This window comes from Microbacterium sp. 71-23 (assembly GCF_001897265.1).
GTDB classification, from domain to species: Bacteria; Actinomycetota; Actinomycetes; order Actinomycetales; family Microbacteriaceae; genus Microbacterium; species Microbacterium ginsengisoli.
Window position 1 is genome coordinate 403,009 of the sequence record NZ_MKSL01000008.1, and the last position, 18,716, is coordinate 421,724.

The 18,716-nt window shown below is 71.6% G+C and carries 20 protein-coding genes and 1 pseudogene; 9 read left to right on the plus strand and 12 right to left on the minus strand.

What is annotated here, in order from left to right:
- From BGO15_RS02040 to BGO15_RS02060, 5 genes and pseudogenes are all read left to right on the plus strand, one after another.
- Positions 1 to 303, plus strand: a pseudogene (locus tag BGO15_RS02040) (heavy metal translocating P-type ATPase); the annotation flags it as partial.
- 25 nt (positions 304 to 328) lie between these two features.
- Positions 329 to 451 (plus strand): hypothetical protein, encoded by a 123-nt coding sequence (locus tag BGO15_RS02045; RefSeq protein WP_268768652.1) that lies wholly within the window; start codon positions 329 to 331, stop codon positions 449 to 451.
- A complete protein-coding gene (locus tag BGO15_RS02050) occupies positions 448 to 606 on the plus strand; it encodes a YHS domain-containing protein (RefSeq protein WP_327037316.1) in 159 nt (52 codons plus the stop codon). Before BGO15_RS02045 ends, BGO15_RS02050 begins: the two co-directional genes overlap by 4 nt.
- A gap of 30 nt (positions 607 to 636) precedes the next feature.
- Complete coding sequence (locus BGO15_RS02055; RefSeq protein ID WP_036286071.1) at positions 637 to 1,254, plus strand: hypothetical protein; 618 nt, start codon at positions 637 to 639, stop codon at positions 1,252 to 1,254.
- Positions 1,255 to 1,659: 405 nt separating this feature from the next.
- Complete coding sequence (locus BGO15_RS02060; protein ID WP_198553659.1) at positions 1,660 to 2,148, plus strand: alpha/beta hydrolase; 489 nt, start codon at positions 1,660 to 1,662, stop codon at positions 2,146 to 2,148.
- Positions 2,149 to 2,175: 27 nt separating this feature from the next.
- Here the strand turns inward: BGO15_RS02060 and lnt are convergent, their stop codons facing one another.
- The 3 genes from lnt to BGO15_RS02075 all read right to left on the minus strand — a co-directional run bounded on the left by lnt (position 2,176) and on the right by BGO15_RS02075 (position 5,511).
- Positions 2,176 to 3,783 (minus strand): apolipoprotein N-acyltransferase, encoded by a 1,608-nt coding sequence (gene lnt, locus BGO15_RS02065; protein ID WP_156454718.1) that lies wholly within the window; start codon positions 3,781 to 3,783, stop codon positions 2,176 to 2,178.
- Positions 3,780 to 4,799 (minus strand): flavin-containing monooxygenase, encoded by a 1,020-nt coding sequence (locus BGO15_RS02070; protein WP_045245675.1) that lies wholly within the window; start codon positions 4,797 to 4,799, stop codon positions 3,780 to 3,782. Before BGO15_RS02070 ends, lnt begins: the two co-directional genes overlap by 4 nt.
- Before the next feature lie 265 nt (positions 4,800 to 5,064).
- Positions 5,065 to 5,511, minus strand: a complete 447-nt coding sequence (locus tag BGO15_RS02075; RefSeq protein ID WP_056518817.1) for a hypothetical protein — start codon at positions 5,509 to 5,511, stop codon at positions 5,065 to 5,067.
- 424 nt (positions 5,512 to 5,935) lie between these two features.
- On the opposite strand from BGO15_RS02075, the gene BGO15_RS02080 reads away from it, so the two are divergent.
- Positions 5,936 to 7,852 carry a multicopper oxidase domain-containing protein gene (locus BGO15_RS02080; RefSeq protein ID WP_056518814.1) on the plus strand — a complete coding sequence of 639 codons (1,917 nt, stop codon included), beginning with the start codon at positions 5,936 to 5,938 and terminating at the stop codon, positions 7,850 to 7,852.
- 183 nt (positions 7,853 to 8,035) lie between these two features.
- On the opposite strand, the gene BGO15_RS02085 is transcribed toward BGO15_RS02080, so the two are convergent.
- The 9 genes from BGO15_RS02085 to BGO15_RS02125 all read right to left on the minus strand — a co-directional run bounded on the left by BGO15_RS02085 (position 8,036) and on the right by BGO15_RS02125 (position 16,343).
- Entirely contained in the window at positions 8,036 to 9,547 is a 1,512-nt protein-coding gene (locus tag BGO15_RS02085) for a hypothetical protein (protein ID WP_056518812.1), read from the minus strand.
- Between the two features lie 100 nt (positions 9,548 to 9,647).
- On the minus strand, positions 9,648 to 10,376 hold the full coding sequence (locus tag BGO15_RS02090; protein ID WP_005049586.1) for a cytochrome c biogenesis CcdA family protein: 729 nt from the start codon (positions 10,374 to 10,376) through the stop codon (positions 9,648 to 9,650).
- The gene (locus BGO15_RS02095) at positions 10,376 to 11,005 is read right to left on the minus strand and encodes a TlpA family protein disulfide reductase (protein WP_005049587.1); all 630 of its coding nucleotides are present in this window, start codon (positions 11,003 to 11,005) and stop codon (positions 10,376 to 10,378) included. Before BGO15_RS02095 ends, BGO15_RS02090 begins: the two co-directional genes overlap by 1 nt.
- 19 nt (positions 11,006 to 11,024) lie before the next feature.
- Complete coding sequence (locus BGO15_RS02100) at positions 11,025 to 11,300, minus strand: hypothetical protein (protein WP_005049588.1); 276 nt, start codon at positions 11,298 to 11,300, stop codon at positions 11,025 to 11,027.
- A 25-nt stretch (positions 11,301 to 11,325) separates the two neighbouring features.
- Entirely contained in the window at positions 11,326 to 12,324 is a 999-nt protein-coding gene (gene ccsB, locus BGO15_RS02105) for a c-type cytochrome biogenesis protein CcsB (protein WP_056207393.1), read from the minus strand.
- Positions 12,308 to 13,954, minus strand: coding sequence for a cytochrome c biogenesis protein ResB (gene resB / locus BGO15_RS02110; RefSeq protein WP_056518810.1), 1,647 nt, complete (start codon positions 13,952 to 13,954; stop codon positions 12,308 to 12,310). The genes ccsB and resB overlap by 17 nt, the downstream gene beginning before the upstream one ends.
- Positions 13,932 to 14,822, minus strand: a complete 891-nt coding sequence (lgt, locus tag BGO15_RS02115; protein ID WP_005049593.1) for a prolipoprotein diacylglyceryl transferase — start codon at positions 14,820 to 14,822, stop codon at positions 13,932 to 13,934. Before lgt ends, resB begins: the two co-directional genes overlap by 23 nt.
- Positions 14,822 to 15,493 (minus strand): M23 family metallopeptidase, encoded by a 672-nt coding sequence (locus BGO15_RS02120; RefSeq protein ID WP_286746917.1) that lies wholly within the window; start codon positions 15,491 to 15,493, stop codon positions 14,822 to 14,824. The genes lgt and BGO15_RS02120 overlap by 1 nt, the downstream gene beginning before the upstream one ends.
- 394 nt (positions 15,494 to 15,887) lie before the next feature.
- Complete coding sequence (locus BGO15_RS02125) at positions 15,888 to 16,343, minus strand: DUF6153 family protein (RefSeq protein ID WP_056207388.1); 456 nt, start codon at positions 16,341 to 16,343, stop codon at positions 15,888 to 15,890.
- A 164-nt stretch (positions 16,344 to 16,507) separates the two neighbouring features.
- On the opposite strand from BGO15_RS02125, the gene BGO15_RS02130 reads away from it, so the two are divergent.
- The 3 genes from BGO15_RS02130 (at position 16,508) to BGO15_RS02140 (ending at position 18,671) form a co-directional block, all read left to right on the plus strand.
- Positions 16,508 to 16,978 (plus strand): DUF6153 family protein, encoded by a 471-nt coding sequence (locus BGO15_RS02130; RefSeq protein ID WP_056207386.1) that lies wholly within the window; start codon positions 16,508 to 16,510, stop codon positions 16,976 to 16,978.
- Positions 16,979 to 17,078: 100 nt separating this feature from the next.
- A complete protein-coding gene (locus BGO15_RS02135) occupies positions 17,079 to 17,693 on the plus strand; it encodes a DUF305 domain-containing protein (protein ID WP_056207384.1) in 615 nt (204 codons plus the stop codon).
- Between the two features lie 117 nt (positions 17,694 to 17,810).
- On the plus strand, positions 17,811 to 18,671 hold the full coding sequence (locus BGO15_RS02140) for a F510_1955 family glycosylhydrolase (RefSeq protein WP_056207382.1): 861 nt from the start codon (positions 17,811 to 17,813) through the stop codon (positions 18,669 to 18,671).
- Positions 18,672 to 18,716 lie beyond the last annotated feature (45 nt).

An 18,716-nucleotide genomic window follows, 5' to 3' on the forward strand; every position in this document is an offset into this window, starting at 1 on the left:
ACCGCCGCGGACCTGACCATCGTCTCCGGCGACCTGATGCTGGTCCCGGACGCGATCCGGCTGGCCCGCCGCACCCTGGGCACGATCAAGGGGAACCTTTTCTGGGCGTTCGCGTACAACGTCGCCGCGATCCCGGTCGCGATGCTCGCCCTGCTCAACCCCATCCTCGCCGCCGCGGCAATGGCGTTCAGCAGCGTGTTCGTCGTCACCAACAGCCTCCGCCTGCGCCGCTTCCGCCCCCTGCCCACCCCGACCCGTGCCGGCGCCCCCGCCACCCGAGAGCCCGCGCCCGTCCAGGCCTAACCATCGCTCGAGAAGGAGACACACCATGTCCCACGACCACGACCACTCCGGGCACGACCCACGCACGGGCACGACCGTGGAGGACACGAGCATGGTGCGCACGAGCATCACCATCACGAGCCGCCGGCGGGGGCGACGAACCTGGTGACCTGTCCGGTGATGCCCGGCAACCAGGTCGACCCGGCCTGGGCCGAGCAGCGCGGCCTGTTCCGCGACTACCAGGGCAGCCGGTACTGGTTCTGCTGCGCCGAGTGCGGGCCGCTGTTCGACGCCGACCCGGCCCGCTACGCGCACGCCGCCTGACCGGCCAGATAACCCGGTCGGAGATAGAGGGTGGACACGGCGGTCGGGCTGGTGCAGGCGTACCTGCGGGTCAACGGCTACTTCACCGTCGCCGAATACCCCGTGCTGGACGCCACCGGTCCCGGCGGTCCCCGCACCATCACCGACCTGGACATCCTCGCCGTACGGCTGCACCGCGCACCGGGAGCGTCCGGGACCGTCGACGCACCGCTGGACCCGGCCCTGGGCGCCGGGGGCGGAGCGGACATGATCCTCGGCGAGGTCAAGGAAGGCCGCCCGCACCCCAACCCGGCGATGCGGGACCCGGCCGTGCTGGAAGCCGCGTTCACCCGGTTCGGGTGCTGCGCCCCGACCGATGCCGCCCGGCTGGTCGCCGAACTGCTGGAAACGGGACGGACGGTGGCGCCGGAAGGGCACACGATCCGCACGGTCGTGTTCGGCAACCCCACCTCCCCGCCCGGGGCGGGGGCGCCGTGGCACACCGTCCCGTTCGCCCGGGTGCTGCGCTACCTCGAAGACCACCTGAGCGCGCACTGGGGCATCCTCGGCCGCACCCAGATCAAGGACGACACCCTCGCCCTGCTGGCCTTGCGGGAGAAGGCCCACCGCGCCGCGACCGGCGCCTCCCGCCAGGGCACGGACCGGTAGGGCGGGTCATGGCGGGGGAGCGTGTGCACACGCAGGGGGAGCCGGTGTGGGTGCGCACCCGTGACGAGCGCGCCCTGTATACGATGGTGCTGCCCGCCCCGGCCGGGACCCCCGGGGCGCCGACGGTGGTGTTCGAGGCGGGATGGGCGGCGACCCGCTCCACCTGGGCGTTGCTGCAGACCCGGGTCGCCGCGTTCACGCGGGCCGTGGTGTATGACCGGGCAGGGCTGGGCCGGTCCGCCCCGGATAGTGCAGGGCGCACCCTGGACCGGATGGCCGACGACCTGAACGATTTGCTGGACGGCCTCGAGCCGAGCAGCGGGTTCGTGCAGGTGGGGCATTCCGCGGGCGGCCCGATCGTGCGGCAGGCAGCAGACCGGCCGCCCGGACCGGGAGGCCGGTCTGGTGCTGGTGGATCCGACCGACGAGGCAGCGACCCAGCAGTTCGGTGTGCCGTTCCGGGTCGGGGAGAAGATCGTGATCGCCGTGGAGTGGGTGCTGGCACGGGTGGGGTTGCTGGAGCGGTTCTTCCGGTTCCTCGGGGAGGGGATGCCCGAGGATGTGCGGGCGGATCTTCACCGGGAGGCGTTCCGGCCCGCGGTGGTGGTCACCCAGGGTCGGCAGGCGCGCACGTTCCTCACCGAGCTGCACGCCTGGCGCGGCGACCCGCCGGTGCTGCCCGATGTCCCGGTCACCGTCATCTCCGGCAGTCTCGCGGACGGGATGCCGCGACGGGTCCGGGATGCCGCGACCGCCGCCGGGCGGTATCGGGCCGCACAGTCCCGGCAGGGCCGGCACGTGGTCGCTGCCCGCTCCGGCCACTACATCCCCGCCACAGAATCGGACCTGATCGCTGCGGAGATCCGCCGCCTCGTCCTCCCGCCCGTCGGATAGCCCGGGTTGTCTGGCGGGCATGCCTGGTCAGGCCACGGCAGGGGGGCGTCGCCGCCGGGCGATCGCACCGGTGAGGGCGAGACCACCCAGCCCACCCCATAGGGTGACAGTGGAAACGCCTTGCCCGATGAGGACGGCGGGGGTGAGCCCGGCGCGCAGGTCGGTGTCGGCGATCATCGCCCCGGCCTGTCCGGCGGGCAGACCGGTGAGGGTGCTGCCGTCGGGGCGGATGATCTGGCTGGCGCCGACGGTGGAGACGTTCACCACGGTGCGGCCGGTCTCCACCGCGCGGATTCTGGCGACCGCGAGCTGCTGCAGGTTCTCGTCCGTGCCGCGGAAGTCGGCATTGTTGGTCTGGAACACCAGCAGCTCCGCGCCGGCGGTGACGCTCTCGGCGATGACTTCGTCGTAGATCACGTCGAAGCAGATCGCCAACCCCACCGGCACGTCGCCGACGGTGACCATGGGCAGGTCGGTGCCGTGCGCGTAGTCGCGTTGCAGCAGCCCGACCAGGTCGGGAGCGAGCAGGGTGTAGAACGCCCGATCGGGCACGTACTCGCCGAACGGCACCGGGTGGCGTTTCGCGTGCGTCTGCACCTGCTCCCGCTGCGGCGTGGCACCGGTGGTGGCCGGGTCCCACAGGAACGACGTGTTGTAGATGTTGCCGCCCGCCGTGGTGGCCGCGTTCGCCAGCAGCGGGGCACCTGCCCGGGTGCTGATGCCGGTGAGATGCTCGGCCAGCCACGGGGTCTGGAACGGGTCAGCATCCAGCCCTTCCGGCCACACCACCAGATCCACATCCGCGTCGAGCACCGGGCCGGTCGCGTCCCCCTGCGCCCGGGCGATCGCCCCCACGGTGCGCTGGTCGAAGTACCCGGACGGGCCGTTGCCTTGCACCGCCCCGACCCGCATCGTCCCGGCCGGTGTGGTGGGAAACGCCGGGACCAGGACCAGCATCAGGGTGGTGACGGCGGGTACGGCGGCGGGGAACGGGCGACGCCACCGGCCGGTCCGGATGGTTTCGATCGCGGCGGCGACGGTGAAGACCATCAGGAAGGTGAGCCCGCTCACCCCGACCCAGGACACCGTCTGAACGAGGGGGCTGTCGGCTTGGGTGATCCCGAGCCGCGCCCACGGCAGCCCCCCGTACGGCCAGGCGCCCAGCAGCACCTCCCGGCCCGTCCACAACGCGGCCACCAGGCCCGGCAGCAGGAGCAGGCGTCCGACCGGGCCGGGGGCGGCGCGCGGCACCCACCGGTAGGCGAGTGCCAGCGGGATGATCCCGACCGCGGTCAGGGTCCCTTCCACCACGGTCAGTGCCGCCCACGGCACCGGCCCGAGATACCGGGTCGTCCAGGACACCAGCAGCCCGAAGAACAGCAACCCGAACACCGCCCCGACCGCCACCGCCCCCCACACGCTCCGGCCGATCAGGGCGAGAAGCAGCAGCCCGGTCGCGGCGAACGCGGCCGGCCAGAATCCCACCTCCGGGTAGGCGAGATCCATCAGCACCGCCGCGGCTGCCGCGACCGGCAACGCCATCGCCAACGGCATCACCGCCCGGGCGCGGCGGTTCGGCGGGGTGGGTTGGGGGCGTCCGTGCGGGTCCTGGAGGGTCGTCGGGGTGGCGGTCATGGCCGGTCCGCGATGGTGCGGGCGATTACGGCGGCGTCCCGGGACACCCCGGCGAGGGTGTCCGCTCCGGGGCGGCTGTGGGCGGGGATCCCGGCGACGAACAAGCCCGGCAGCCCGGTCATCGCCGGGCGGGACCGGGCTGCGGTCGCCTCGGCGGGGAGCCAGTCGTCGCCGGGGTCGTACCCGGTGGCGAGGATTACCGAGTCCGGGGCGAGGGTGCTGCCATCGGCGAACGTGACCTGCCCGCCGTCCGCGCCGGTCACCGCCGGGGCGACCGCCACACCCGCGTGACGCAGCGCATGGTAGCTGTCGCCGAACACCGGCTGCACGGCGGGTGGGCGACCCAGCCAGGACGAGCCTGCCCGGGCGTGGACGGGGAAGGTACGGGCGGGTCGGTGCGGCCGTCGGGTGCGGACCGCGAGGGTGACCTCGTGGGAGGCGGACAGCTCTCGCGCCAGCTGCACCCCGCTGTTCCCTCCGCCGACGATCAGCACCCGCCCGGTGGGCACCTGCCGGGGGAACTGGTAGTGGGCACTGTGCAGCACCACCCCGGGCACCCGCAGCTGCTGCGCCCACGCAGGGATGCGGGGGTGGGTGGCGGCGCCGGTCGCGCACACCACGTTGCGGGTCTGCACGTCGCCCTCCGCGGTCTGCAGCTGCAGCACCGACCCGTGACCGCGGCGTTCCACCCCGACCACACGCAACCCCCAGAACGGGTCCACCCCCAGGGTGTGCTGCACCTGGTCCAGGTAGTTCGCGATCTCATCGGCCCGGGGATGCTCGTGCGGGTCCAGCGGCAGCGGCCGGAGCGGAAGCGTGCTGTGGCGGGCGTCGGACAGCAGCCGCATCGAATGCCACCGGGACGCCCAACTGCGTTGCCGGTCCGTGGCGGCGTCGACGACCACGAACTCCTGCTGCGGCCGGAACCCCAACCCGATCAGCGCGGCGGCCACCGCGAGCCCGGCCTGCCCGGCCCCGACGATGATCGCCCGCCGATGCGTCAACCCCGACCGCATCACCACCCCCTCCCCGCACAAGAGGGCCGGGGCGGGAACGGACGGAGGATGATCGCGCCGGCGCCGCGGCGGGACGGGGCCGGACGGGGCCGAGCGGGGCCGGGTGGGCGGTGACCGGCCGCAGCCGTCGGCACTGGACCGGCGACGGGGGCCGCCGTGATACGGGTCGTCAAGACATTCTCCAAACCTAGAAATCGGCATCACACAGCGCCCGCACACGGGCGGGCGGGAAGACGCCGCCCATGGGTGGGCGGCATGCCGGATCTCAGGTTCGGGAAATCGACAACAGCAGCAGTGAGGGCGCGGCCGGACGCCGCGACACGGGCACCGGCACCAGCAGCGGCGCGCGCACCGGACGGGATACCCGCAGTATCCGCAGCCGGCTCTGTAACCGCAACCCCGTCACGGCCGCCAGTACCAGCAGCGTGCACACCACCCCGATCAGGCACCCCCACGCCCCGGACGCATCGACGGACACCCCCGCAGAGGACGACGCCGTCCGGCCCTCCACCGGTGCCCCCGAGTCTGGGGTAGAGCCGGTCGCGACGGGGGAGCCCGCACTGGTGTCGGCGTGCGCGTCAGCCGTGGTGTGGGAGGTGGTCCAGCCGCCGATGATGAGCACAAGTGCCAGGCCCAGGATGGTCAGCAGCCGCCCCGACCACCACCCCGCCGCGATGACCCGGTCGGGCCGGGATCGGGGGTCGCGGGGCATAGTCCCTCACTGTACCAATCCGACCTTTGCGTCTCCCGGATCCCGCCCGGCCGCAGGCCCTCCACGCCTTCGCCGACAGAGCAGCCACATCGCGTCCACCGGCACGTCGTTCTCGATTATCGCCGAACGACGTCCGTCTCCTGAGCGGAAGGATCAGTGCCCTCGGGGTGCGGTGGTGTCGGTGAAGGCGGGCAGCAGGATCGCCGTGATGCCGTCGGGGTCGAGTCTGCCGGTGCGGACTTCTTCGGCGGCGCCGTTGAGGACGGCACGGGTCGCTGAACTCCGCCGCGATCGTCTCGGCTGCGTCAGGTTCGCCCCACCGGGCACGTGCACCCGTCGGCACCCGAGGCGGCGCCGATTGAAAGAATACCTATAGGGGGTATAAGGTGTGGGGGAGTCGTGTGCGAGGGAGAGGCGGGCGAGGTTGATTCAACCGATCGACTATTTCCTGGTCGCCTGGTTCGTGCTGGTCGCGATCAGCACGATCTGGGTCGGGGTGGACCAGTTCCGTCACAACCCGGAGCCGGCGGTGATGAAGTGGGGCTTCATCCTGGTCACCCTTTACCTGGGGCCGATCGGGGCGCTGCTGTATGTGCTCGCGGACAAGGAGCCACGGCCGGGAGAGCATGAGGAGTTCACCCGGCCGCTGTGGAAGCAGGGCATCGGCTCGACCATCCACTGCGTCGCGGGCGATGCCACCGGCATCATCGTCGCCGCCGTCGTCGTCGCGTCGCTGGGCCTGCCGATGTGGCTGGATCTGATCATCGAGTACGCCGCCGGGTTCGCGTTCGGGTTGTTCGTGTTCCAGGCCCTGTTCATGAAAAACATGATGGGCGGCAGCTACTGGCAGAACGTGCGCCGCTCGTTCCTGCCCGAGTTCATCAGCATGAACCTGATGATGGCGGGCATGGCGCCGGTGATGTCGCTGCTGATGATGGGCCGCGACATGCGGGCCATGCTGCCCACCGAGTTGCTGTTCTGGGCGGTGATGAGTTTCGGGATCGCGGTCGGGTTCGTGCTCGCCTACCCCGTGAACGTGTGGATGGTGAAGAAGGGCCTCAAGCACGGTCTGATGACCGTCCGCCCCCAGCCCGCCACCCACCCCCAGGAGCATGACGCGCACGCGCAGCACAACCCGCAGCCGCCGGAGGCGCACGCCGGCCACGACCAGGCGGCGGGCGCTGCGTCGTCGCCGGGGTCGGGGCATGAGGCGCACCAGCCTTCTGGCGCCGGAGCGGTGACCGTGCCGCAGCTGACCGTGGTCGGCGCGTTCTCCGCGATCGCGCTCGTGGTCGGGATGGTCGCCCCCGCGAACGCCGTCAACATGACTCTCAGCGCGCACGACGTCGGTGGGCTGATCATGCCGCCCGGGATGATCATGACCCGTGACACCCCCGCCGAGGCGATGCGGGACATGGCCGCCGTCGACCCGCGGGCCGCGACCGCCGCGTACGACGTGGACACCCGCGGTGATGAGGTGCTGGAACCTGCCCGCGTCGAGGACGGGGTGAGGGTGTTCGAGCTGACCGTGTCGCAGATCCGCTGGGAGATCCTCCCCGGCGTCACCGTCGACGCGTACGCGTACAACGGGCAGATCCCGGGGCCTCGGCTGCAGGTCACCCAGGGCGACCGGATCCGCATCGACGTGACCAACGAGCTCGACGAGTCCACGACCGTGCACTGGCACGGCCTGGACGTGCCCAACGAGATGGACGGGCCCGCCGGGATCACCCAGGATCCCATCCAACCCGGCGACACCTACCGGTACGAGTACACGGTGAAGCAGTGGGGCACGTTCTTCTACCACTCCCACGATCACGCCGACCGGCAGCAGGCCCTCGGCCTGTACGGGGCGCTGATCATCGACCCCGCCGACCCTGGCCTGCAGCCGCCTGCCGATCGCGAGTACACGATTCAGCTGCAGGAGTGGCTGTCTCGGGAGGGGCTGACCTATCCGGCGATGCCGATGGAAGGGGGCATGCCGAACTACTTCACCATCAACGGGAAGGCGTACCCGGCCACCGAGACCATCGACATGAAGGTGGGGGAGACCCTCCGGGTGCGGTTCATCGGCTCGAACACCATCGACATCCATCCGATGCACATCCACGGCGGCCCGTTCACCGTCGTCGCCCGCGACGGTGCGGCCCTCACCACGGCGCAGCAGTTCCAGGCCGACACGATCAACGTCGGGCCGGGACAACGCTACGACGTGCTCTGGAACGCGCTCGAGCCCGGCCAGTGGCTCATCCACTGCCACATCAACCACCACACCACCAACAACAACGTCGAAACCGACGGCGCCGGCGGCCTGACCATGATCATCAACGTCACCGAATAACCCCACGAACCGAAGAACCGCCGCCGTTGTGGTCGCCGTTGCCGCGTCGAGTCACGTCCGCGCCCTCCGGCAGCACAGCAGGCGGATGCAAGAGGTGCTCAGCTCATCGTGCCCGACCGTTTCGGTTGCCGGAGGCCGAGATCGCCCGCCCGCCCGCAACGGGGCGCGGTGACCTCGCCGTGGTCAGGTGGTCGCGGGAGGGAGGACGCGTCGGCGGCGGGCGACGGTGACGGCCGCGGCGACCGTGAGCGCCGCCGAGACGGCGAGGAGCACGGCGCCGAGGAGGATCTGCCCCGGTGGCGGGGTGGCAGCGGTGACGGGCTGGTAGAGGTTGCGCTGCTGGCTTTGCGGGCCGGTGAGTTGCTGATCGACGGGCACCCACACCTCGAGGGTGCGTTCGCCGGTGGCGAACTGGGCGTACATGAACCACAGCCCCGGTGACGGCAGTGCCAGTTCCCCGGTGAAGGTACCGGGAGGCGGGGTGCCGGGTTGTGCGCGCAGCGGCGCGGTGAGGTCCTCTCCGGCGCGGCGGGCGACCAGACGGGACGGGGTGAGGTCGGTGTCGTCGGTGAGGCGGATGCCGGTGATGGTGACGGTCAGCTGCCCGGTGCCGTCGCCGGTGACGGTCATCTGTGCGGTGCCGTAGGCGGTGCCCTGGCCGGGGTCGTGCGCCTGCGCGGGTGGGGGCGGGGCGAGGGCGACCAGCAGAAGGGTGAGGGCCGCGGCCGCGGCCCCGGATCGGAGGCGAGTCCCCGGCCGCACGGTGAGGGCGATCATGCTGACGATGATCACCGTGGTGGTGCCGACGGCGGACCAGGCGACGGGGGTGGGTGGGACGCTGCTGATCCCGGTCCCGGAGGCCAGCAGTTGCAGGGTGGTCACGGCGAGGGCGGCCACCGGCCACCGCCACCGGGGGACGGGCAGGGCCAGCAGGAAGAGCCCGGCCACCGCGACCGGCAGGTCGGGGGCGAGCCACCCAGAGGTGGTGAGCAGCACCCACAGCACCACCCGGAACACCAGGTACACGGCGACGACGAGGACAAGGCGGGTGCGGCCGGGGACCAGGGTGGTGATCACCCATGCCGCGCCGAGCGTGGTCGCCAGCAGCAGCGGCAGGTACAGGGTCTCGGTGAACTGGGGCACGTCGGTGTCGTATTCCATCACGATGATCAGCGCCGCCCCCAGCACGCCTGCGGCCAGGGCGATCCGCGGCGGGGCAGGCACGAGCCGGTCGGTGCCGGTGAGCAGGCCGATCAGCACGCACAGGGTGCCGATCACCGACAGCAGGTGCGGGGGCGACCAGAGCACCGCGTCACGCCCGAACGCGGTGTGCCAGAACGCGTCGGCGGGCGCGGCCGCCGCGGTCGCGACCGCCGCAGCGACCGCGACCGCGAACCCGGGCGTGCGGAACACGGCGGCCACGGATCGTGTCGCGGCCAGCCGCCGCCACCCCCAGCCGGCGATCACGACCCCGACGGTGAGGATCGACGCATACAGCAGCAGGTGCGGAGGGATGAAGGTGCTGTCCCGGCCGAGGGTGGTGTGCCGGGAGTCGTCCCAATACGCCGACCCAACCCCGGCGGCCGCGGCCGCTGCGGCGACCCAGACGCCCCCGGCCCCCAGCGCCGGGGAACCGCGGGCCGGGTCCGGCTCGGACGGGATGGGGGCGCGGTCACGGCTGCCGTGTGGTCGCATGGTCTGTCCTTTCTGTGATGCGGCAGGGAGCCGGTCCGCCCCTGCCAGGCGGCTTACGCCATGGCCCCGCTCCCGGCGGCAGCGGGGTGTTAGAGGTGTGTTAGAGGGGGAGCACGGTGGCTCCGATGAGGTTCTGGATGCTGGAGGTGAGGAGTGTCCAGGCTCCGCTGATCATCGCGATGCCGGTGGCGATCATGAGGACCCCGCCGGTGATGTTGATGGTGCGGATGTGGCGGCGCAGGAACGTGATGCTTCCGGTGGCCCAGTTCAGGCCGGCGGCGGCGGCGATGAAGGGCAACCCCAGGCCCAGGCAGTAGGTGACGGCGAGGAGGGCGCCGCGGGCGGGGTTGCCGGTGGTGAGGCTGAGGGCGGAGATCGCGGCGAGGGTGGGGCCCAGGCACGGGGTCCAGCCGAGCCCGAACGCGATGCCGAGCAGGGGAGCTCCGGCCAGCCCGCTGGGTGGGTGGATGGCGGGTTTCGCGGTGCGTTGGAAGAGCCGGAACACGCCGAGGAACACGAGCCCCATCAGCAGGACCACGATCCCGAGGATGCGGGTGAGGAGATCTTGCCAGCGGATGAGCCAGGCCCCGAGGGCGCCGAACGCGGCCCCGTAGCCGATGAACAGGACGGAGAAGCCGAGGGTGAACAGTCCGGTCCCGGCCAGCGCCCGCCACCGGGAGACCCCCGCGGTGGTGGTGGTGCCGGTGAGGTAGCCGAGGTAGCCGGGCACGAGGGGGAGCACGCAGGGGGAGGCGAAGGACACCAGCCCGGCGAGGAGGGCTAGGGGGAGGGCGGCCCAGATGCTGCCGGCGGTGATGATCTCCCCCATCAGGGGCTCGTCTCGGCGAGGACGGTGTCGATGAGGGCGGCGAGGGTGGTGCGGGTGGGCAGTTGCCCGATGATGCGGGCGGCCATCCGGCCGGTGCGGTCCAGGACGATGGTGGTGGGCACGGCGCCGGGGGCGGCTTTCCCGGCGAACGCGGCTTGCACCGTGCCGGTGGTGGCGTCCAGGATCGACGGGTAGGTGATGCCGAACTGGTTCTCGAACGCGGCGGCGGTGTCGGCGCTGTCGCGCACGTTGACGCCGATGAACACGACACCGTCGGGCTGGTAGGTCTGGGCGAGGGCTTCCAGGTCGGGCGCTTCGGCACGGCAGGGCGGGCAGGCGGCGTACCAGAAGTTCACCACAACGACCGAACCCGCCCACGCGGTGGAATCCGCCTGCTCCCCGGTGTCGGTGGTGCCGGTGAAGGTGACCGGGTCGTCGCGCTGGTCGGCGGGGATCTCCCGCACGGTCTCGTCCGCGGACAGATACCCCGGGGACGGGGAGGAGGACAACAGGCCGGGCGTCTGGGCGGTGCACCCGGCCAGAAGCAGGACGAGCGCGCCGAACACGGCGACCGCGGCGGCGGTGACGGCGCGGCGGGGTGGGCGTGTCAGGGTGGTGGGGGTGCGCATGCGGGATCACTCCGGTCGGTCAGGTGTTCGTGCTCTTGCTGGTGGGGCGGCGGCGGCCGGCGAGGATGGCGCCGGTGATCAGCAGCAGCGCCCCGGTCGGGTACCCGGCGACCAGGTCGAGCCAGCCGGAGGGCTGGCCGGGGCCGAACACTTCCAGGTGCGCGAGCCAGTGGATGATCGCGACGATCGCGCCGGCGGCCATCAGGGCCTGGCCGACCCGGACGAGCAGGCGGTGTCGCCGCCAGGCGCGTTGTGGGTCCTCAGCTGGGGCGGGGCGGGGGGTGGTGCGGGTCATGAGCGGTCCTTTCGCAGGGGGCGGGTCACAGTCCGGAGTAGGAGTGCAGCCCGGTGAAGAAGACGTTGACGACGCCGAAGTTGAACAGCACGGCGGCGAAGCCGACGATGCACAGCCAGGCGGCGCGGGTGCCGGCCCAGCCGCGGGTGGCGGTGGCGTGCAGGTATCCGGCGTAGAGCACCCAGATGATGAACGTCCACACCTCTTTCACGTCCCACCCCCAGAACCTGCCCCAGGCGCGGCCGGCCCAGATCGCCCCGGCGATCAGGGTGAAGGTCCACAGGATGAACCCGACGATCGTCAGCCGGTATGCGAGTCGGTCCAGATCCTCCGGCCCGGGCAGACTGTCCCGCAGCCGGGTGAGCCGGGAGGGGAGGCCGCGGCGGCGGGTGGTGAGCAGGTAGGTGAGGGAGACGAGGAACGCGAGCCCGAAGAACGCGGTCGCCAGCAGCGCGACCAGCACGTGGATGACCAGCCACCCGGACTGCAGGGCGGGCATCAGGGGGGCGACGGGGACGTAGAAGCTAACCGTCGCGACGCCGAGCAGCAGCACGGTCAGCCCGAGCACGGCGCTGCCCAGGTACGCCAGCCGCACCCGCAGCGACACGGCCAGGAAGGTGGCGATGATCAGGGCGGTGCCGGTGAGGGAGAACTCGAACATGTTCGCCCACGGCACCCGGTCCGCGGCGACCCCGCGCAGCACCACCCCGGCAAGATGGAACACCCAGCCCAGCACGGTCAACACGAACCCGACCCGCGCCGCCTTCCCCGCCCCCCGTCCGCCCCCCGGGGCAGCGGCGGCACCGGGTGCGGTGTCGGGGGCGGGGGCGGTGGGTGTGCCTGCCAGGTCCGGGTCGGTGGTGCTGGTGGCGCCGGCGGTGACCGGCACCCGGACGGTGACCGGGACGGCAGGGGTGCTGGCGCGGCGGGCGAGGTGAAGGGTGTAGGCGACGAATGCGGCGGCGTAGATCGCGATCGCCGAGTACACCAGCAGCAGGGACAGGGCGTCAAGGAACGGGGTCATCAGAGCCTCCTCGAAGGGGTGCGGGGGAAGGGGTGAGGCGGGTGGCGAGGGTGTCGACGGTGGGTTGCAGGCGGGGGTCGTCGCCGCGGGCGAGCCCGGCGACCTCAAGCACCGTGCCGCCGTCCCGGCCGGTGGTTGCGCGGACCCAAAGGCGGCGGCGGGGCACGAACAGGGACAGGGCCAACCCGGCCATCGCGACGACCGCGGCGATCAGAGTGGGGGTTTGGGTGGGGTCGGCGGCGATCTCCAGCGACGCGAATCGGGGGATCGGGCCGAGCTCGATCGTGCCCAGCTCGTCCGGCAGCGGAACCGGGGTGCCGGGGACCAACTGCAGGGCGGGGGTGGGGGTGCCCCGCCCGGCGATCTGGGTGAGGGTGCTGGTGTCCAGTGCGTACACCGACACCGGGACCCCGGTGTTCAGGCCCAGGTCGCCGACGTACACGTTGAAGGTGACGACCGGGTCCAGCAGGTCCGGGTAGCTGGACGCGAACGCCCCAGAGGCGGTGGTCGCGCGGGTGGGGTACAGCATCCCGACCAGGCCGACCTGCTCGGCCAGCCCGTCGGGAACCTTCACGATGCCCAAGCTGGTCAAATTCGCGTCCTGCGGCAGGAACGGGACCGTGTCACGGAACACGATCTTCCCGGCCGGGTTTCGGACGGTGAGGGTGGGGGCGTACCCGTTGCCGAGCAGATAGATGTCGGTGCCAGCCACCGGCAGCGGCTCGTTGACCTGGATGCTGGAGGCCTGCCGGGTGCCGCCAGTGGTGGTCGTGACCTGCGCGTCGAACGTCTTCGGCATGCCGAGCGCGTTGACGTTGTCCAGGACGTAGTCGACGCGGAACCGGTCCAGGGTGAGGGAGAACGCCGGGATCTGCGTGTCAGTGATGAACCGGCCGGCGGTGAACGAGTCGTACGCGATCCGGGTGGACGCGAACGTCTGCCCCTCCACCAGCACCCGCTGCCCGGTGAACCGGAACCCGCCGCCGACGCCGACCACGACCAGCACCGCCAGCAGCGCCACGTGGAACAGCAGGTTCCCGGTCTCCCGCAGGTAGCCGCGCTCGGCTGCGACCGAGTCCCGTCCGTCGTCGCCGCGGACCCGGCGGGTGCGGTACCGCTGCCGACGCAGCGCCTTCTCGGCCGCGTCCAAGACCGCACCGGGGGGCGTGTCGGGGAGGACGCGGCGGGTGTGGGCGGGCAGGCGGGACAGGTTGCGGGGGGTGGCCGGGGGCGGGGCGAGCAGCGCGGTCAGGTGGTGGCGGATGCGGGGGATGACGCAGCCGATCAGCGACGCGAACAACAGCAGGTAGATCGCGGAGAACCACACCGACCCGAACACGTCGTGCAGCTGCAGCAGGTCCACCGCCCACATCCAGCCCGGGTTGGTCTTGTCGAACTGGATCACCCCGTTCGGGTCGGAGGAGCGTTGCGGGATCAACGACCCGGGGATCGCGGCCACCGCGAGCAGCAGCAACAACACCAGGGCGGTGCGCATGCTGGTCAGCTGCCGCCACGCCCACCGCGCCCACCCCGACACGCTCAGGCGCGGATTCGTGCGCTCCTCCACCGGCCGGTCGACGTGATCGGCGGGCAGCTGCGGGGCCTGCTCATTGCGGATCGACACGCGCATCCCCCCTCCCCCGGACGGGTGCGCGGCGGCGGGCGCGCCAGGAGGCGTGGGCGAGCAGCCCGACCCCCAGTACGGCGGCCACCAGGGCGGTGAGCACGTTCGCTTTCAGCCCGCCGGCGAGCAGCTCGGTGGGATCCAGCCGGATGGACTCCAGCACCGCCCGCCCCGCCCCGTACCACAGCAGGTACACGCCCAGACTCCGCCCGGCGCCCAGCGTGATCCGGCCGTGCCGGCGGCGGTGCTGCTCGAGCAGCACGATCACGGCGGCACCGGCCAGGTTCCACAGCAGCTCGTACAGGAACAGCGGATGAAACAGGGTCCCCGCCGGGGTCCCCGGCGGGATCGCGGGGGCTGAGGGGTCGATCTGCAGCCCCCACGGTAAGGTGGTGGGCGGGCCGAACAGCTCCTGGTTGAAGTAGTTCCCCAGCCGTCCCACCGCCTGGGCGACCAGCATCCCCGGCGCGAGCGCGTCCAGGAACAGCAGCACCGGGATCCCGGCGCGACGGGTGCCGATCACAATCCCGACCAGCCCGCCCAGGATCGCACCGAAGATTGCGATCCCGCCTTCCCAGATGTAGAGCACCCGCCACAGGTCCGCGCCAGGGAAGAAGTAGTCGCCGGGATGGGTGAGCACATGGTAGATCCGGGCGCCGAGGATCCCGAACGGCACCGCCCACATCGCCACATCCACCACGACCCCGGCCGGGTGCCCGACCGCCCGCAGCCGACGGCCGGTGATCAGCACCGCCAGCACGATCCCGGCCAGGATCGCCAGCGCGTAGAACCGGATCTGGAACGGACCGACCTGAACGAAGCTGATCCCCGGGCTCGGGATCAGCGCCGGAGCCACAATGAGGAGTGCGTCCATCAGGGCCTCACCCTCGCCGGAAGCCACGCCAGCGGGTCCACCGCTTCGCCTCCGGTGCGGATCTCGAAGTGCAGGTGTGCGCCGAAGCTGCGTCCACTGTCCCCGACCCGGCCGACCATCTGCCCCACCCGCACGGTCTGTCCCGGGGTCAGGGCGAGGGACCCTTCCCGCATGTGCGCGTACGCGCTTTCCACGACCTGCCCGTCGATCTCGTGCCGGATCACCACGTACACCCCGTACGCGCCGCCCTGCTCCGTCGCGGTGGTGACCACCCCGTCGGCGATCGCCTGGATCGGGGTGCCGATCCCGGGGGTCATGTCCAGTCCGGCATGGAAATTTGAGCAGGACGGGCATGGCGGGGGGCGGTACCCGAACGTGCTGCTGATCGGCACTCCCACGGTGAACGGCCACTGCACCGCCGATGCCGGGTCGTTGGTGAATGTGTCCGCGGTGTGCGCGTACGACTCGGTCCCGACGGGGGCGGTCACCGCCACCGTGTAGTCCCCGCGCACCATCACCGTCCCGGTGACGGTGTCGGGGGTGGTGAACGACTGGGCGCGCACCGGGGTGCGGGTCGCCTCGACGGCGAACACCGGCTCCGGCGTCAACGGGATCAGCAACGGCAGTCCGGCGATCGACGCGACCGGGAGCATCACCGCGCCGGCGAGCATCCGGGATCGGGTGAGCGTGCGGCGCGGCGCGTGTCGAGGTGTCCGGGCGGCACGGGTGGGCCGACGGCGTCGATCGCGTCGCGTCTGGACGGGTGGGGAAGACAGGGCGGCTCTCGCCGCACGGCGCGTTCCGGTACCGGGAGTCGGGGTGGAGGGGGCGGGTTCGGGCATACAAGACTTTCCTGGATGAGGGGGACGATGAAGGTGCGCACGGTCGCCGTCACACGGTCCAACCGGGAGCCGCGGCCCGGAGTGCACGGCGAGAATCCGGGATCGGATCACCCATGGCGCTGCCGCAGACGGGTCGCGCTCGCCTGCGGGCCGCACATCGTGGACCGTCGGCGACATCACGCGCCGGCGGCGGCTCAGGCGGCGGGCGCGGGCGGGGTGCTGATCAGGTGCGGCTGATCGACAGCACGATCAGGGAGGGCCGCAGAAGAGGCGACCCGGACGTGAACGAGCTCGACCTGCCGGGGAGGGATCGCAGCCACGCCAGCAGCGACATCCACCCGTCCCGGGCCGGGAGCACCAGGATGAGCAGGGTCAGCAACGCGAGCAGACACGTCACGGCAGCGAAAGCATGAGACGTCCCGCAGACCGTCTCATCGCACGAGGGCGTCACCACCCCGCTGACCAGGACATCAGCGGCGGCATCGGGGGCCGCAACGACTGCGGAGGCGGACACGACAGTGCCCGCCTGGTCCTCTTCCAGACTCAGCGAATGCATCGCAAGCAGCCCCGCGATGATCGCGGTCACCGCGGCCAGGTAGAACCACAGGGCACGCCGGGACCCGAGTGCCCGCCGTCGCGCCACCACCTGGTTCACCGTCGACGCCCCTTCCTCGATCACGCCCAGCATACCCCGGGCGGGTAGCCATCCCCGAAGCGATACCCATCCTGGATACCCCGGATGGGTATATGCTGAGTGGTAGGGGGCACCCGCTCCCGTGCGTGGTGTTCTGACCGTGTCGCGGAGGCAAGGCACCGCTACCCTGGACGGGAAGGAGGTCGGTCGTGAACGTGATTCGCTCGCACGCGCGTCTGACCCCCGGGGTGCGACGGCTCCTGCTGGCCGGTCCGATCGCCCTGGCGATCATCACCGGGCTGCTGTCCATGCACGTCCTGACCGGTTCCCACCAGCCCGCCCTGGCATCAGAGACCAGCGCGATGAGCACGCACAGCCAGGTCGGCTCCGCACCAGCCGCCGCCGACGATACGCCGATGACCGCAGCTGCGGTGGAGGGCGCTGGAGGGCATTGCCAGGACGGGTGCGGCAGCCCTGCGGGGATGCCGGATCACTCGATGCTGATGATGGTGTGCGTGCTGGCGCTGCTGGCCGCGGTGATCGTCCTGCTCGCCCCGACGTCCCGTGCCCTTCTCACATACGCCGTAGCCCGCTCGCGCTCCCATACCCGGACTCTGCTGGTCGGATTGCCGCATCCCCGCCCGCCTTCACTGCTTGTCCTGTCCATCAGTCGCACCTGATTCCGCCTGAACCCCGGCGACCCTTGCCGGGGATGCTGCACCCTGCCCTCCCGGGCACTGAATCAGACCCTCACCGACTGAATAGACAAGGACACCCCTGATGCGTTTTCGTACTCTCACGCTGACCGCCGGCGCCCTGGCCACCGTGCTCGTGCTCGCCGGCTGCGCCCCCACCGACGGCACCATGCCCGGCATGGACCACGGACCCGGGGGGATGACCAGCACCGCCCCCTCCCAGTCCGCCGCCGCGTTCAACGCCGCGGACGAGATGTTCGTGACCATGATGATCCCGCACCACCAGCAGGCCATCGAGATGGCCGATCAGATCCTCGCGAAAGACGGCATCGACGAGCGAGTCGTCTCCCTCGCCGAGCAGATCAAGGCCGCACAGGACCCGGAGATCCAGACCATGAAGGGCTGGCTGGAGGAGTGGGGCGTCCCGTACGACGACTCCATGTCCGGGATGGACGGCATGGACATGGGCGGCGGGATGATGTCGGAGGACGACATGGCCGCTCTGGATGCCGCGACCGGGGTCGAGGCGACCCGCCTGTTCCTGAACGGCATGATCGCTCACCACCAGGGCGCCGTGACGATGGCGCAGTCGGTGCTCACCGACGGACAGAACCCGGACGTGGCCGCCCTCGCGCAGCAGATCATCGACGGGCAGACCGCCGAGATCACCACGATGCAGGACATCCTCGCCAGCCTCTGACCCGGTACCCCTCGGACGGGACCCGCGCTCCCGATGCCGGTCCCGTCCGAGGCCCCACCCTCGACCCCTGTGCGGTCACCGGTATCCGGCGTACCCGCACGGAAAGGACCTCCGTTCATGATCTCTCCCACCACCCGCAGACTGGCGATCACGGCCACCGTCACCGTCGCGCTGCTGCTCACGGGCTGCAGCACCACCCCTGCGGAGCCCGATGCCCCCGCGGGCACCGCGGCCGGGTTCGGGCATGTGCACGGCATCGTCGACGCCGGTGACAGCACCGTGCTGCTGGGCACCCACACCGGCCTGTACACGCTGGGCGAGGACGGCACCGTCACCGGCCCGGTCGGTGGCATCGACCTGGACGCGATGGGACTGACCGCTACCGGTGACACCCTCTACGCGTCCGGGCACCCCGGCCCGTCCACCCCGGCGGAGCTCGGCGCCCCCAACCTCGGCATCATCCGCAGCCTCGACGCCGGCGCCTCGTGGGAACCGGTCGCGTTCACCGGGGAAGAGGACTTCCACGTCCTCACCGTCACCGGCGACGGCACCCTGTACGGGATCGGATCCTCCCGGCTGCTGCTGCGCACCAGCAGCGACGGCGGGCAGAGTTGGGCGGACGGTGCCGAGCTGCCCGCCGTCGACCTGGCCGCCGCGACCGACGGCACCCTGTACGCCGCCACCCAGGACGGGCTGCAGCACAGCACCGACGGTGGCGCCACCTTCACCCCGGCGCCGGACGCGCCAGTGCTGTACCTGGTGGAGACCGACCCAACCGGTGGGGTGGTCGGAGTGGACACCGACGGGACGTTGCGACGCCTAGTCGGCACCGGCTGGGAGAACGTCGGCACCACCACGGGAACCGTCCAAGCCCTCGGGGTCACCGGGGACGGTGCGATCGTCCTGGTCGATGACCGCGGCGTGGTCTGGATCCGCGACAACACCGCCACCGTTCTCATCCCGGCGGCAACACCATGACCACCGTCATTCGCACCTGGCGCGACCCGAGCGGTCGCGGATCGG

Excerpts from the sequence above, each read along its gene's own strand:
- BGO15_RS02045 (WP_268768652.1), top strand. The coding sequence starts at position 329 with ATGTCCCACGACCACGACCACTCCGGGCACGACCCACGCACGGGCACG.
- lnt (WP_156454718.1), bottom strand. The coding sequence starts at position 3,783 with ATGACCGCCACCCCGACGACCCTCCAGGACCCGCACGGACGCCCCCAA.
- BGO15_RS02070 (WP_045245675.1), bottom strand. The coding sequence starts at position 4,799 with ATGCGGTCGGGGTTGACGCATCGGCGGGCGATCATCGTCGGGGCCGGG.
- BGO15_RS02075 (WP_056518817.1), bottom strand. The coding sequence starts at position 5,511 with ATGCCCCGCGACCCCCGATCCCGGCCCGACCGGGTCATCGCGGCGGGG.
- BGO15_RS02085 (WP_056518812.1), bottom strand. The coding sequence starts at position 9,547 with ATGCGACCACACGGCAGCCGTGACCGCGCCCCCATCCCGTCCGAGCCG.
- BGO15_RS02090 (WP_005049586.1), bottom strand. The coding sequence starts at position 10,376 with ATGGGGGAGATCATCACCGCCGGCAGCATCTGGGCCGCCCTCCCCCTA.
- BGO15_RS02095 (WP_005049587.1), bottom strand. The coding sequence starts at position 11,005 with ATGCGCACCCCCACCACCCTGACACGCCCACCCCGCCGCGCCGTCACC.
- BGO15_RS02100 (WP_005049588.1), bottom strand. The coding sequence starts at position 11,300 with ATGACCCGCACCACCCCCCGCCCCGCCCCAGCTGAGGACCCACAACGC.
- ccsB (WP_056207393.1), bottom strand. The coding sequence starts at position 12,324 with ATGACCCCGTTCCTTGACGCCCTGTCCCTGCTGCTGGTGTACTCGGCG.
- resB (WP_056518810.1), bottom strand. The coding sequence starts at position 13,954 with ATGCGCGTGTCGATCCGCAATGAGCAGGCCCCGCAGCTGCCCGCCGAT.
- lgt (WP_005049593.1), bottom strand. The coding sequence starts at position 14,822 with ATGGACGCACTCCTCATTGTGGCTCCGGCGCTGATCCCGAGCCCGGGG.
- BGO15_RS02120 (WP_286746917.1), bottom strand. The coding sequence starts at position 15,493 with ATGCTCGCCGGCGCGGTGATGCTCCCGGTCGCGTCGATCGCCGGACTG.
- BGO15_RS02135 (WP_056207384.1), top strand. The coding sequence starts at position 17,079 with ATGCGTTTTCGTACTCTCACGCTGACCGCCGGCGCCCTGGCCACCGTG.
- BGO15_RS02140 (WP_056207382.1), top strand. The coding sequence starts at position 17,811 with ATGATCTCTCCCACCACCCGCAGACTGGCGATCACGGCCACCGTCACC.